The 12,414-nt window shown below is 64.7% G+C and carries 13 protein-coding genes; 12 read left to right on the top strand and 1 reads right to left on the bottom strand.

Going from position 1 to position 12,414, the window contains the following annotated elements; translation table 11 throughout:
* Positions 1-79: 79 nt before the first annotated feature.
* The 9 genes from atpB (at position 80) to F8O06_RS11590 (ending at position 8,182) form a co-directional block, all read left to right on the top strand.
* Complete coding sequence (gene atpB / locus F8O06_RS11630) at positions 80-931, top strand: F0F1 ATP synthase subunit A (RefSeq protein ID WP_412973466.1); 852 nt, start codon at positions 80-82, stop codon at positions 929-931.
* A gap of 45 nt (positions 932-976) precedes the next feature.
* Positions 977-1,207 (top strand): ATP synthase F0 subunit C, encoded by a 231-nt coding sequence (gene atpE, locus F8O06_RS11625; protein WP_158038723.1) that lies wholly within the window; start codon positions 977-979, stop codon positions 1,205-1,207.
* A gap of 32 nt (positions 1,208-1,239) precedes the next feature.
* A complete protein-coding gene (locus tag F8O06_RS11620) occupies positions 1,240-1,791 on the top strand; it encodes a F0F1 ATP synthase subunit B (RefSeq protein WP_158030907.1) in 552 nt (183 codons plus the stop codon).
* A gap of 2 nt (positions 1,792-1,793) precedes the next feature.
* Complete coding sequence (locus F8O06_RS11615) at positions 1,794-2,597, top strand: F0F1 ATP synthase subunit delta (RefSeq protein ID WP_158038722.1); 804 nt, start codon at positions 1,794-1,796, stop codon at positions 2,595-2,597.
* A 67-nt stretch (positions 2,598-2,664) separates the two neighbouring features.
* Positions 2,665-4,302 (top strand): F0F1 ATP synthase subunit alpha, encoded by a 1,638-nt coding sequence (gene atpA / locus F8O06_RS11610; RefSeq protein ID WP_158038721.1) that lies wholly within the window; start codon positions 2,665-2,667, stop codon positions 4,300-4,302.
* A 22-nt stretch (positions 4,303-4,324) separates the two neighbouring features.
* On the top strand, positions 4,325-5,221 hold the full coding sequence (locus F8O06_RS11605; protein WP_158038720.1) for a F0F1 ATP synthase subunit gamma: 897 nt from the start codon (positions 4,325-4,327) through the stop codon (positions 5,219-5,221).
* Positions 5,222-5,247: 26 nt separating this feature from the next.
* Positions 5,248-6,714 carry a F0F1 ATP synthase subunit beta gene (atpD, locus tag F8O06_RS11600; RefSeq protein ID WP_158030911.1) on the top strand — a complete coding sequence of 489 codons (1,467 nt, stop codon included), beginning with the start codon at positions 5,248-5,250 and terminating at the stop codon, positions 6,712-6,714.
* Between the two features lie 3 nt (positions 6,715-6,717).
* Positions 6,718-6,984 carry a F0F1 ATP synthase subunit epsilon gene (locus F8O06_RS11595; protein WP_158030912.1) on the top strand — a complete coding sequence of 89 codons (267 nt, stop codon included), beginning with the start codon at positions 6,718-6,720 and terminating at the stop codon, positions 6,982-6,984.
* A 301-nt stretch (positions 6,985-7,285) separates the two neighbouring features.
* Positions 7,286-8,182, top strand: a complete 897-nt coding sequence (locus F8O06_RS11590; protein ID WP_158038719.1) for a YaaA family protein — start codon at positions 7,286-7,288, stop codon at positions 8,180-8,182.
* An 89-nt stretch (positions 8,183-8,271) separates the two neighbouring features.
* Here F8O06_RS11590 and F8O06_RS11585 read toward each other — a convergent pair whose 3' ends face one another.
* Positions 8,272-8,664, bottom strand: coding sequence for an SIP domain-containing protein (locus F8O06_RS11585; protein WP_158030914.1), 393 nt, complete (start codon positions 8,662-8,664; stop codon positions 8,272-8,274).
* Positions 8,665-8,911: 247 nt separating this feature from the next.
* Here F8O06_RS11585 and F8O06_RS11580 point away from each other — a divergent pair, with 247 nt between their 5' ends.
* The 3 genes from F8O06_RS11580 to F8O06_RS11570 are packed head-to-tail and all read left to right on the top strand — an operon-like array spanning position 8,912 to position 12,384.
* Complete coding sequence (locus tag F8O06_RS11580) at positions 8,912-9,823, top strand: PP2C family protein-serine/threonine phosphatase (RefSeq protein ID WP_158038718.1); 912 nt, start codon at positions 8,912-8,914, stop codon at positions 9,821-9,823.
* A complete protein-coding gene (gene dxr / locus F8O06_RS11575) occupies positions 9,820-10,992 on the top strand; it encodes a 1-deoxy-D-xylulose-5-phosphate reductoisomerase (protein ID WP_158038717.1) in 1,173 nt (390 codons plus the stop codon). The genes F8O06_RS11580 and dxr overlap by 4 nt, the downstream gene beginning before the upstream one ends.
* A 54-nt stretch (positions 10,993-11,046) precedes the next feature.
* Positions 11,047-12,384 (top strand): M50 family metallopeptidase, encoded by a 1,338-nt coding sequence (locus F8O06_RS11570; protein WP_158038716.1) that lies wholly within the window; start codon positions 11,047-11,049, stop codon positions 12,382-12,384.
* Positions 12,385-12,414 lie beyond the last annotated feature (30 nt).

Raw genomic sequence — 12,414 nt, 5'->3', positions numbered from 1 at the left:
TTCCGCACTCGCGGCCAGATGTTGCTAGTATGTCCCGTGGTGGTCTTGTCACTGGCCGCCGAATCACTCAATACGCGCCGTGGCGAAGACTGCGGACATCGCTCAGGAGAATGATCTTTTGATTCACGCGCTGACCCAGCTGACAACGCCGACTCTCGCCGCTGACGGCGAGTTCCACGCACCGAGCATCAGCGAGTTCTTCCCCGAACCAATCTTCTTCGCGGGCACGCCGTTCGAGCTCAACCGCATCGCACTGATCCGCATCTTGGTGATGCTCGTGATCATCGCGCTGCTGTGGTTCGGAACTCGCAAGCTGAAGCTCGTTCCCGGTCGCGGCCAGGGCATGCTCGAGTTCGCATATGACTTCGTGCGGGTCAACATCGCCGAAGAGATGCTCGGCAAGAAAGACGGCAAGCGCTTTGTGCCGCTGCTGTTCACCATCTTCATCGTGGTGCTCGGCTTCAACATCACCGGCATCGTTCCCGGCCTGAACCTCGCAGCTTCGGCGACCATCGGCTTTCCGCTGGTCTTGGCACTCGTCGCCTACATCGTCTTCATCTACGCAGGCATCAAGAAGCATGGCGCCGGGTACTTCAAGAACGCCCTGTTCCCGGCCGGAGTGCCCAAGGTGATGTACCTTCTGGTCACCCCGATCGAGTTTCTCTCGACTTTCGTCATTCGTCCGGTCTCGCTGACCCTTCGACTTCTGATGAACATGGTCGCCGGCCACCTCATCCTGGTGCTCTGCTTCAGTGCCACCTGGTTCTTCCTGTTCAGCGCTGACGGCATTCTCAAGAGCTTCAGCGTCGTCACATTCGCCTTCGGCTTCGCGTTCACTCTCTTCGAGATTCTGGTCGCAGCCCTGCAGGCATACATCTTCACTCTTCTGACAACGGCCTACATTCAGTCGTCGCTGGCAGAAGAGCACTAAGCGGCCGGAAACCTCCGGCCACACTATGGAAGGAAACGAAAACCCGTGGATATCAACACACTCGCTGAGATTTCGGGCAACATCAACAGCGTCGGCTACGGCCTGGCAGCCATCGGCCCCGGTATCGGTATCGGCATCGCCGGCGGCAAGACCGTCGAGGCGATTGCTCGTCAGCCCGAACTCGCTGGCAGACTGCAGACCACCTTCTTCCTGGCGGTGGCATTCACCGAGGCGCTGGCCCTCATCGGCCTCGCTGCGGGCTTCATCTTCCAGTAAGTCGACACCCACCTCAGACGTAAGGCACTAATATGGCTCAATTCGCGCTGACAGCAGGCGTACAGGCCGCCGAGGAAGAGCACAACATTCTTTTCCCCGCCGTCTACGACTGGTCGCTGTCGCTCATCATCTTCCTCGTCCTGCTCATCTTCGTGTGGAAGGTCATCGTACCCAAGCTGCAGAAGACGCTGGACGAGCGCTCAGAGAAGATCGAGGGTGGCATCCAGCAGGCGCAGAAGGCTCAGGAAGAGGCCGCGGCCGCACTGAACGCCTACAACGCGCAGCTGGCCGAAGCACGCGTCGAGGCTCAGAAGATTCGGGACGCCGCCCGATCAGAGGGTGCGCAGATCGTCGCCGAGCTCAAAGAGCAGGCGACGACCGAGGCCCAGCGAATCAGCGATCAGGCTCACGCTCAGATCGCTGCAGATCGCAAGACGGCCTTCGACCAGCTGAAGAGTGAGATCGGCGTGCTGTCGGTCGACCTCGCATCACAGGTCGTCGGTCAGTCGCTCGAAGACGACCAGAAGTCGAAGGCCGTCGTCGATCACTTCCTCGCTGACCTCGAGAAGTCGGAGGCCAAGTAGGCATGGGAAGCGCCACCGTACACTCACTCGAGCGGGCCGCAGAGATTCTGACCGTCGACACCCAGGTTCGTGGCCTGGACGCCGCAGAGGGAATCTTCGAGGTCGCCGACGCACTGGGCGAGAGCGCTCAGCTTCGCGGACTCATCGCCGACCCCTCGACTGACGAACAGCTGCGTGTCGGTCTGATCACCCGGCTGTTCACCGGCAAAGTGGCGGATGTCGTGGTCGCATTCGTCGAGAAGACCGCCGCACTGCGCTGGTCGAGTGACGACGAGTTCGTCTCATCGATCGAGGCTCTCGGCGAGACGGCGGTGGCGTTGACGGCCCAGCAGGAGGGCAATCTGGAGCGCCTGGAAGATGAGCTCTTTCAGGTCGCCCAGGTGTTCGAAGGCAGCCGTGAGCTGCAGCTGAGCCTCTCACACCCGGGCGAGCACCCACAGGCTGAACGCCAGCTCGTGGATCGGCTCTTCGGGCAGCAGACTCTGCCGGCGACCACGCTTTTGGCGACCCGTGCGGTCAGCAGCGTGCGTGGCAGCAAGGTCGCACGTCGACTTCATGAGATCGCAGAGCGGGTCTCAGCGGTCGCCGGCCGACAGGTCGCAGACGTGACCTCGGCGCGCCCGCTTTCCGAGCCGCAGCGAGCCGCTCTGGCTCAGGCGTTGCAGAACGAGGCGGGCGGCCCCGTTCATGTCAACGTGTCAGTCGACCCCGCCCTCGTCGGCGGCGTCGTCGTTCGTCTCGGCGACACCCTCATCGACTCATCGGCTCGCACGAAGCTGACCCAGCTTCGACAGGCCATCGCGTAGTCGATTTCGACAGGTACTGAACAGGTGTAGATCGGGGCCGGCGGCCCCACCGAATGTAAGGAAGATGATGGCAGAAGTAGCAATCAGCCCCGAAGAGATCCGGGGTGCTCTCAAGGAATTCGCCGAGGGGTACCAGCCAGCCTCCTCGACGAAGGCCGAGGTGGGCTACGTACTCAGTGCCGCCGACGGCATCGCCCACGTCGAGGGCCTGCCGAGTGTGCAGGCCAACGAGCTGGTGCGCTTCGAGAACGGTGTGCTGGGCCTCGCCCAGAACCTCGACGAGCATGAGATCGGCGTCGTCGTTCTCGGTGAGTTCGTCGGCATCGCCGAAGGCCAGCGCGTCGAGCGCACCGGCGAGGTGCTCTCCGTGCCCGTCGGCGACGAGTTCCTCGGGCGAGTCATCGACCCGCTCGGCAACCCGATCGACGGTCTCGGCGAGATCAAGGCAGAGACCCGCCGCGAACTCGAGCTACAGGCTCCGAACGTGATGAGCCGCAAGAGCGTCGACGAGCCGCTGCAGACCGGCATCAAGGCGATCGACGCCATGATCCCGATCGGTCGAGGCCAGCGTCAGCTGATCATCGGCGACCGCCAGACCGGTAAGACCGCGATCGCGATCGACACCATCATCAACCAGCGTAAGAACTGGGAGTCGGGCGATCCCAAGCAGCAGGTGCGCGCGATCTACGTCGCCATCGGTCAGAAGGGCTCGACCATCGCGAGCGTGAAGGCGGCGCTCGAGAAGGCCGGCGCGATGGAGTACACCACCATCGTCGCTTCGCCCGCGTCAGACCCGGCCGGCTTCAAGTACCTCTCGGCATACACCGGTTCCGCACTCAGCCAGCACTGGATGTACCAGGGCAAGCACACCGTCATCGTCTATGACGATCTGTCAAAGCAGGCTGAGGCCTACCGTGCCGTTTCGCTGCTGCTGCGTCGTCCGCCGGGCCGCGAGGCATACCCCGGCGACGTGTTCTACTTACACTCCCGCCTGCTGGAGCGTGCGGCCAAGCTCTCTGACGAACTTGGCGGCGGCTCGGTGACCGCACTGCCGATCATCGAGACCAAGGCGAACGACGTGTCGGCCTACATCCCGACCAACGTGATCTCGATCACCGACGGCCAGATCTTCCTGCAGTCCGACCTCTTCAACGCCAACCAGCGTCCTGCCATCGACGTCGGCATCTCGGTGTCTCGAGTCGGCGGCGACGCTCAGCGCAAGCACATCAAGAAGGTCTCAGGAACGCTCAAGCTCGAGCTCGCCTCGTACCGTGACCTCGAGGCCTTCGCGATGTTCGCGTCAGACCTCGACGCCGCGTCGAAGCAGCAGCTGAATCGTGGCGCGCGCCTGACCGAGCTTCTCAAGCAGCCGCAGTACTCGCCGTACCCGGTCGAAGACCAGGTCGTGTCGATCTGGCTGGGCACCACCGGCAAGCTCGACGACGTTTCGGTCGAGAACGTGCTGCGCTTCGAGGGCGAGTTCCTCGACTACCTGAAGCGCAACACCGACGTGCTCGACGTTCTGCGCGATTCGGGCAAGCTCGAAGACGAGACCAAGGCGAAGCTCGAGTCGGCTGTGACGGAGTTCAAGAAGAACTTCGTCGAGTCAGATGTGCAGGGGCTCTCGGCTCCGGGCGCAGAAGACGACGCCGCGCTTGACGCGAGCAAGGTCGGCCAGGCCAAGCTCGTCAAGCAGAGCAAGTAGTCGAGAGACGAGGGAGTAACACATGGGAGCGCAGCTTCGCGTCTACAAGCAGAAGATCAAGTCTGCTCAGACGACTAAGAAGATCACCCGCGCCATGGAGCTCATCGCAGCCTCCCGCATTCAGAAGGCTCAGCAGCGCACCGACGCCGCCCGACCGTACGACGAGGCAATCACTCGCGCGGTCGGTGCGGTGGCGGCGCTGTCGGGAGACATCGATCATCCGCTGCTGCGCGAGCGGGAGCAGATCCGCCGCAGCGCGGTCGTCGTGTTCACTTCTGACCGCGGTCTGGCCGGTGCCTTCTCCTCAGCGATCCTGAAAGAGACCGATCGTCTCGCCAACATGCTTCGGCAGAACGGGCGTGAGGTCGACTTCTACCTGATCGGGCGCAAGGCGGTCGGCTACTTCCAGTTCCGTGATCGCGAGTTCGTGCGCAGCTGGACGGGTGACACTGACAAGCCGAGCACCGAGGTCGCTCATGAGATCGGCAGCGCAGTGGTTGACTCCTACCTCAAGGGTGGGGCAGAGGGCGGCGTGGACGAGATTCATCTGGTCTACACGAAGTTCCTCAACCGGGTCTCGCAGACTCCAGACGTGCTGCGACTGCTGCCGCTCGAGCTCGTCGACGCGGGTGCGGATCCCGCCGAGAAGCGCGAAGAGCCGCTCTACGAGTTCGAGCCGGATCCCGACGAGGTGCTCAGCCTGCTGCTGCCGCGCTACATCGGATCACGCATCTACCATGCGCGACTCGAATCCGCAGCCAGCGAGCACGCCAGTCGCCAGAAGGCCATGAAGTCGGCCTCTGACAACGCTGACAAGCTCATCCGCACCTACTCGACGTTGATGAACAACGCTCGACAGGCCGAGATCACCCAGCAGATCAGTGAGATCGTCGGTGGCGCCGACGCCCTCGCCAACTAGACGACGACACAGAAGAGAAGAGAGACATGGCAACTGCATCAAGCACCCAGACGCCGGCGGCCGAGGCCACCGGTAACGTCGGGCGCATCGTGCGAGTGACCGGCCCGGTGGTCGACATCGAGTTCGCTCACGACGCGCTGCCCCCGATCAACAACGCTCTGAGCACCGAGGTCACCGTCGGCGCCGAGACGTACACGATCACCTTCGAGGTTGCTCAGCACCTCGGCGACGATCTCGTGCGCGCCATCGCGCTGAAGCCGACTGACGGCCTCGTGCGCGGCCAGGTCGTGTTCGACTCCGGTTCACCGATCACGGTGCCGGTCGGCGACGCGACCAAGGGCCACGTGTTCAACGTGACCGGCGACGTGCTCAACGCAGCCGAAGGCGAAGACATCACCTTCGAGAAGCGTTGGTCAATCCACCGCGAGCCCCCGCGTTTCGACCAGCTCGAGTCGAAGACCCAGATGTTCCAGACGGGCATCAAGGTCATCGACCTGCTGACTCCCTACGTGCAGGGCGGCAAGATCGGTCTGTTCGGTGGTGCCGGTGTCGGCAAGACCGTGCTGATCCAGGAGATGATCGCTCGTGTGGCCAAAGACCACGACGGCGTTTCGGTCTTCGCCGGTGTCGGCGAGCGTACCCGTGAGGGCAACGACCTGATCCACGAGATGGACGACGCAGGGGTGCTCGACAAGACCGCCCTGGTCTTCGGCCAGATGGATGAGCCGCCGGGCGTGCGTCTTCGCGTCGCGCTTTCTGCCCTGACCATGGCGGAGTACTTCCGCGATGAGCAGGCCCAGGACGTCCTGCTGTTCATCGACAACATCTTCCGTTTCACTCAGGCCGGTTCTGAGGTCTCGACCCTGCTGGGTCGTATGCCCTCGGCCGTGGGCTACCAGCCCAACCTGGCTGACGAGATGGGTCTGCTGCAGGAGCGCATCACCTCGACGCGTGGTCACTCGATCACGTCGCTGCAGGCGATCTACGTTCCCGCAGACGACTACACCGACCCGGCCCCGGCGACGACGTTCGCGCACCTCGATGCGACGACGAACCTGACCCGTGACCTGGCCAGCCGTGGTCTGTACCCCGCTGTCGATCCGCTCGCTTCGACCTCGCGCATCCTCGATGCGCAGTATGTCGGTCAGGAGCACTACGACGTGGCCATCCGCGTCAAGCAGATCCTGCAGAAGAACAAGGAACTCCAGGAGATCATCGCCATCCTCGGTGTCGACGAGCTCTCTGAAGAAGACAAGATCGTAGTCGAGCGCGCACGTCGCATCGAGCAGTTCCTGTCGCAGAACACCTACACCGCCGTGAAGTTCACGGGCGTCGAGGGTTCGACCGTGCCGATCAAAGACACGATCGAGGGCTTCCGCGCCATCGCCGACGGCGAGGTGGACAACATCCCGGTGCAGGCCTTCTACAACGTCGGCCCGCTCGACGATGTGTTCCGCAAGTGGGATCAGATCAAGAAGGAACTCGGAGAGTAAACCATGGCTCAGTCATTCGACGTCGAGATCGTCTCGGCAGAGCAGCTCATCTGGTCTGGCCGTGCCACGCAGATCACCGCCCGCACCATCGAGGGCGAGATCGGCGTTCTGGCTGGCCACGAGCCTCTGCTGGCCGTGCTGGGCGATGGCCCCGTTCGAGTGACCTTGGAAGACGGCAAGACGGTCGAGGCGACCGCCGCTGACGGCTTCCTCTCGGTCGAGCGCCACGCTGTGCGAGTCGTCGCTCGCGTGGCCGAGCTCGCTGCCTGAGCTCACCGGCCGGAGCCGAGTGCTCTGCTCTGATGTGTCTGAAGGGCGTCCACCTCTGGGTGGGCGCCCTTCTTGCATGTCCCCGCAGCCTCACCGCGGATCGCTCGGAGCCACCACCACGGATTGGACCGGGCCGCCACGGACTGGACGAAATCGCCCGATTCCCTGCAAACGGCGGCCATATCGTCCAATCCGCGTCACTGAGCCGAGAGCGTGAAACGTACAGGAGCACCAGATCGTGCAGACCCAGCAGAACATCTCACCCAGCAGTGCGAAGCAGCGTACCGAACCCCGCAGTGCCATGCAACGTACCGAACCCAGCAGCACCAAGCCCGGCGTGCAGCGGAGTGTCTCGCCCAGTTCTGCGGCCGCATCAGCGACCCCGTCCCCGCAGCAGAAGCCCGACATCATGCTGCTGCTGCCGCCGAGCGAGACCAAGTCCACGGGAGGCAGCGGGCTCGCACTCGACACGGCACGACTCTCGTTCGCACCGGAGCTCACGGCTGCACGCAGACAGACGATCGGCTGGCTGACTCAGCTCTGTCGAGATCCCGATGCGGCGGCGCAGGCGCTGCGCCTGACTGCGCGCCAGGCCCGCTCACTCGAAGACGATCGCGACCTTGCCGAGGCAGCCACGAAACCTGCCCTGCAGCGATACACCGGCGTGCTCTACGACGCGATCGGTGAGCAGACGCTGACCCCACAGATGCGCTCCTGGCTCGGTGACCATGTCTTGGTGCAGTCTGCGCTCTTCGGGCTGATCTCGCTCGGTGACGAGATACCGGCCTACCGGCTTTCCGCCGGCACCCGAAAGTCGGTCTACGACTTGAGCGCCGTCTGGCACGAGCCGTGCGCGGCCGTGCTGCACCGCCTGCTCGCAGACGGAGCGACTGTGATCGACCTGCGCTCCAAGGCCTACGCGGCGCTCGCACCTCTGCCGAAGCACCCGAACGCCCACGTCGTCGAAGTCGTGGTGCGCGACGAAGACGGGCGGCATCGGCCGCTGAATCACTTCAACAAGAAGTCGAAGGGCGCGTTCACCCGGGCTCTGGCCGAGTGTGCCGAAGAGCGTGCGGCGGAGGCGACGGGAACCGAGAGCGATCAGTCACTGCTGGTCGCGGCGGCCGATCGTATCGGGGCGCGACTCATCTGTGGCGGTGAGGGCACTGACTGGCTGCTGGAGATCAGGGAAGAGTGAGAAGGACCCAGCATCGTCTGCGGACGATCTGTGGAGCGGCTTTCACCGAAAGATCGCGAACTGCGTGCGCGGCCAGCCCGAACGTGCGCTCAGAGCGGCTGGATCTGCGATTCGATCTGGCGATTCAGCTCGGCGACGATCGGGCAGCTGGCGCAGCCGATCCAGACCTTGAACTCGCTCGGGTCATCGAAGTCGGGCGCGGTCAGAAACTCGCTACGCCACAGATCGATGGCCTGCGCGAGGGCTTCGCCATGCGCGTCGTCGCGAGTGGGAATCCAGTGCACGCTCACGCGTGTCGGCCCGTGCAGAACCACGGGCTCGGAGTGTTCGGGCGAGTATTCGATGAAGACCTGGCCATGGGCGCGCTGGGGCAGAGCTGACAGCATGAGCTGGATCACAGCAAGGTCGCTGTCGTCTCCGGCGATCATGAAGCGCCGTGACTGCGAAGGATGCCACGCTGACGCTGAATACTCGATACTCATAACGACCACAGTCTAGGTTAGGCGACCCTCAAAAGGGAAGACTCGCTGTGAAAAGGGCGTGGTGAGCGGGATCCATGCATGATCAGGGGTGATCATCTGCTGAATATCAGCGTCGGTTCGCGTGCGACTGCGCCCGTCGACAGGCTGATCTGGGCGATCACCCGTAGACTGAGACAGGTGTCTGTCTTCGCCGGAGGCCTGGCCGCCGCGCCTGAGACATCTCTAATCCCACTGGGAAAGGCAATCGATGACCCTGATTGGCGCTGCACAAGGCAGCTTCGAGACGAGACTGTCAGACGGCAGCCGGCTGCGTGCCCGCTGGGGAGCGCTGACCGACACGGGCCTGCTGCGTCAGCGGAACGAAGACAGTGTGGTCGCGACCGAAGCGGTGCTCGCCGTCGCCGACGGCATGGGCGGGCACGAAGCCGGCGACCGGGCATCGGCAGCCATCGTCGAAGAGCTTTCGCAGCTCGAGCGCGACCCTCAGCCACAAGACATCTATGCGGCGCTGCGACGCGCCAGCGAAGACGTCGAGCAGATCTCGGCCGCATCGGGCGGGCAGTCCGGTTCCACGGTCACCGGTGTGGCGTTCGACGTCGTGAAAGACGAGCCCGGCTGGCTCGTCTTCAACATCGGCGACTCGCGCACCTACGGCTTCTACGAGGGGCAGCTGCGTCAGGTCACGCATGACCATTCGGTCGTGCAGGGGCTGGTCGACAGCGGGCAGATCAGCGAGAAAGACGCCGAACGCCACCCGGCGCGCAACTCGATCACGCGCGCCATCGGCTTCGGCATGGATCCGCGGCCCGACTTCTGGCATCTCAACCTCGTGCCTCAGGTGCGGCTGCTGGTGTGCTCCGACGGGCTCACGAAAGAGGTCTCGAACGAACGCATCGAAGAGATTCTGCGCGACAACGACGAAGCGTTCGCCGCCGCAGAGCGCCTCGTCGAGCAGGCCCTCGAGAACGGCGGGCGTGACAACGTCTCGGTGATCGTCGTCGACTCCACCGTCACCGCGCCGTCGGCCGCTACTGAAGAAGACCCGGCGACGGAACCGACATCGGGTGCCGAGTCTCAGGCACAGCCTGAGACGCCACAGGCGACGGAGAAGGTCGCACCGGCCGAGAGCGTCGAGAGGCGAGGCGACGGCGCCGAATGAGCCGCAGAGTCATCATTCTGGGCGCGACCGGGTCGATCGGCACACAGGCGTCGGAGCTGATCGCTGCGACTGATCGGTTCGAGGTCGTCGGCCTTGCCGCAGGCCATGACACCACAGCTCTTCGCGATCTGGCCCGGCGTCACGGCTGTCGTGATCTTGCCGTCGCCGAACCGAGCGTCGACGAGCGCGAAGCCGGTCGCGTCGACCCGTCGGTCACGATTCGACATGGTACGGATGCCGCCGTGCGTCTGGTGCGCGAGGTGACGGCCGACGTGGTGCTGAACGCCATCGACGGCGCAGCGGGTCTGGCGGCGACACTGGCCGTGCTGCACTGCGGCGCGACCCTGGCGTTGGCCAACAAGGAGAGCCTGGTCATCGGCGGCGACCTGGTCGCGGCGGCGGCCGCACCTGGACAGATCGTGCCCGTCGACTCCGAGCACTCCGCGATCGCCCAGTGCCTGCGCGCCGGCAGCCGCCACGAGGTCTCGCGACTCGTGCTCACCGCATCCGGCGGCCCGTTCCGGGGGCGCAGCAGAGCCGAACTCGAAGACGTGACGCCGCAGCAGGCACTGCGCCACCCCACCTGGAACATGGGATCGCTGGTGACCGTCAACTCGGCGACGATGGTCAACAAAGGCCTCGAGATCATCGAGGCCCACTACCTCTTCGACACGCCGTACGAACGCATCGACGCCGTGGTGCACCCGCAGTCGATCGTGCACTCGATGGTGCAGTTCGTCGACGGTGCGACGGTCGCACAGCTCTCGCCGCCAGACATGCGACTGCCGATCAGCATGGCGCTCGACTGGCCGCACCGGCTTGCCGACGCGGTGCCCGCCGTCGACTGGTCTCAGGCGCAGCAGTGGTCGTTCGAGCCGATCGATCACGACGCGTTTCCGGCGGTACGCGTCGCGAAGCAGGTGGGGGAGCGCGCCGGCACCTGGCCGGCGGTCTTCAACGCCGCCAACGAGGTCATGGTGGCCGAGTTCCTCGCCGGTCGCATCGGCTTCACCATGATCGTCGACGGCATCTCCCGGGTGCTCGAACAGTGGCGTCAGCCGGATGCCGAGCTCACGGTCGAGGCTGTGCTCGCCGCGGATCGGTGGGCGCGACGGGCGGCGCACGCCGTCGTCGCCGGCGTCGGTGCACCCACCTTCGACGAGGTCTGAGCACGTCTCGAATCGTCAGCTCGCTCACAGCAATCAGGTCTAGGCTCGGTCATCATGCAGGTTCTCTGGTACATCATCGGCATCGTCGCGATCGCCTTCGTCGTGGCAGCGTCGATCGCCCTGCATGAGCTGGGGCACCTCTTCTGGGCCAAGCGTTTCGGCATTCGCGTCAACCAGTACATGATCGGCTTCGGGCCGACGCTCTTCTCGTGGCGGCGCGGCGAGACCGAGTACGGCTTCAAAGCGATTCCCCTCGGCGGCTACATCTCGATGATCGGCATGTACCCGCCGGCCCCAGACGCGCGGCCGGACGGCGAGCCGGTGCGGGTCTCCCGGGGGCGACTGGCCGAGATGGTGCGCGGAGCACGGCGTGCCAGCGCCGAGACCATCCCGCCCGGCGAAGAGCATCGGGCGTTCTACCGACAGGCGGTCTGGAAGCGACTGCTGATCATGTTCGGCGGGCCGCTGATGAACCTGATCATCGCTCTGGTCTGTTACGCCGTGCTGGTCAGCGCCTTCGGCACGGTGCAGTCGACGACGTCGCTGTCGAGCGTCAGCCAGTGCGTGCTGCCGACGACCGAGCAGCGCAGCGACTGCCGACCCGACGACCCGGCGGCACCCGGCGCCGAAGCCGGCCTGAAGCCGGGAGACCAGCTGCTCGTCATCAATGGCGAAGACGTCGAACGGTGGAGCGACGTGCAGTCGATCGTGCAGCCGCTCGCCGGGCAGACGGTCAGCGTGACCCTGCTTCGCGACGGGCAGGTGCAGACGGTGAGCCTGACCCCGCAGCCGGTTGAGCGATTCGTCTACGACAAGTTCGGTCGAGTCGAACGCGACGCCGACGGGCAGAAGAAGACTGAGACGGTCGGCTTCATCGGCATCACACCCACGTCAGAACGCGTGCGTCAGCCGGTGACCGCAGCCGTTCCAGCGATGCGGGACAACCTGCAGCTGGCGTGGGAGGGCATCATCTCGATGCCGCAGAAGCTGGTCGGAGCCGCCCAGGCCGCCTTCGGCAGCGAAGCCCGCGACCCCGACGGGCCGATGAGCATCGTCGGCGTCGGCCGGGTCGCCGGTGAGCTCACCTCGAGCGACCAGATCGGCCTGACCGACAAGGTGGCCAGCCTGGTCGGTCTGGCCGCATCGCTCAACGTGGTGCTCTTCGCGTTCAACATGATTCCGCTGATGCCGCTCGACGGCGGGCACATCATCGGGGCGCTCTACGAGGGGCTGCGTCGCCGCCTCGCGCGACTGTTCGGGCGTCGAGACCCAGGGCCGTTCGACACCGCCCGCCTGATGCCGCTCACCCTGGTCGTCTTCGGCGCGCTCACCCTGATGGGTGTGCTGCTGATCTACGCCGACCTCGTGAAACCGATCCAGGTGCTCGGCTGACGAGGCTGACACCCATCAGCCTGATCTCAG

It is taken from the genome of Pseudoclavibacter sp. CFCC 14310 (assembly GCF_008831165.1).
Classification (GTDB): domain Bacteria; phylum Actinomycetota; class Actinomycetes; order Actinomycetales; family Microbacteriaceae; genus Pseudoclavibacter_A.
The sequence above is the reverse complement of the archived record's forward strand: the minus strand, read 5'-3'. Positions and strand labels throughout refer to the sequence as shown.

Bases quoted from the DNA above. Each gene is read 5' to 3' on its own strand.
- atpD (WP_158030911.1), top strand. From the start codon at position 5,248: ATGGCAACTGCATCAAGCACCCAGACGCCGGCGGCCGAGGCCACCGGT.
- F8O06_RS11615 (WP_158038722.1), top strand. From the start codon at position 1,794: ATGGGAAGCGCCACCGTACACTCACTCGAGCGGGCCGCAGAGATTCTG.
- F8O06_RS11585 (WP_158030914.1), bottom strand. From the start codon at position 8,664: ATGAGTATCGAGTATTCAGCGTCAGCGTGGCATCCTTCGCAGTCACGG.
- F8O06_RS11605 (WP_158038720.1), top strand. From the start codon at position 4,325: ATGGGAGCGCAGCTTCGCGTCTACAAGCAGAAGATCAAGTCTGCTCAG.
- F8O06_RS11590 (WP_158038719.1), top strand. From the start codon at position 7,286: ATGCAACGTACCGAACCCAGCAGCACCAAGCCCGGCGTGCAGCGGAGT.
- F8O06_RS11620 (WP_158030907.1), top strand. From the start codon at position 1,240: ATGGCTCAATTCGCGCTGACAGCAGGCGTACAGGCCGCCGAGGAAGAG.
- F8O06_RS11570 (WP_158038716.1), top strand. From the start codon at position 11,047: ATGCAGGTTCTCTGGTACATCATCGGCATCGTCGCGATCGCCTTCGTC.
- F8O06_RS11580 (WP_158038718.1), top strand. From the start codon at position 8,912: ATGACCCTGATTGGCGCTGCACAAGGCAGCTTCGAGACGAGACTGTCA.
- F8O06_RS11595 (WP_158030912.1), top strand. From the start codon at position 6,718: ATGGCTCAGTCATTCGACGTCGAGATCGTCTCGGCAGAGCAGCTCATC.
- atpA (WP_158038721.1), top strand. From the start codon at position 2,665: ATGGCAGAAGTAGCAATCAGCCCCGAAGAGATCCGGGGTGCTCTCAAG.
- dxr (WP_158038717.1), top strand. From the start codon at position 9,820: ATGAGCCGCAGAGTCATCATTCTGGGCGCGACCGGGTCGATCGGCACA.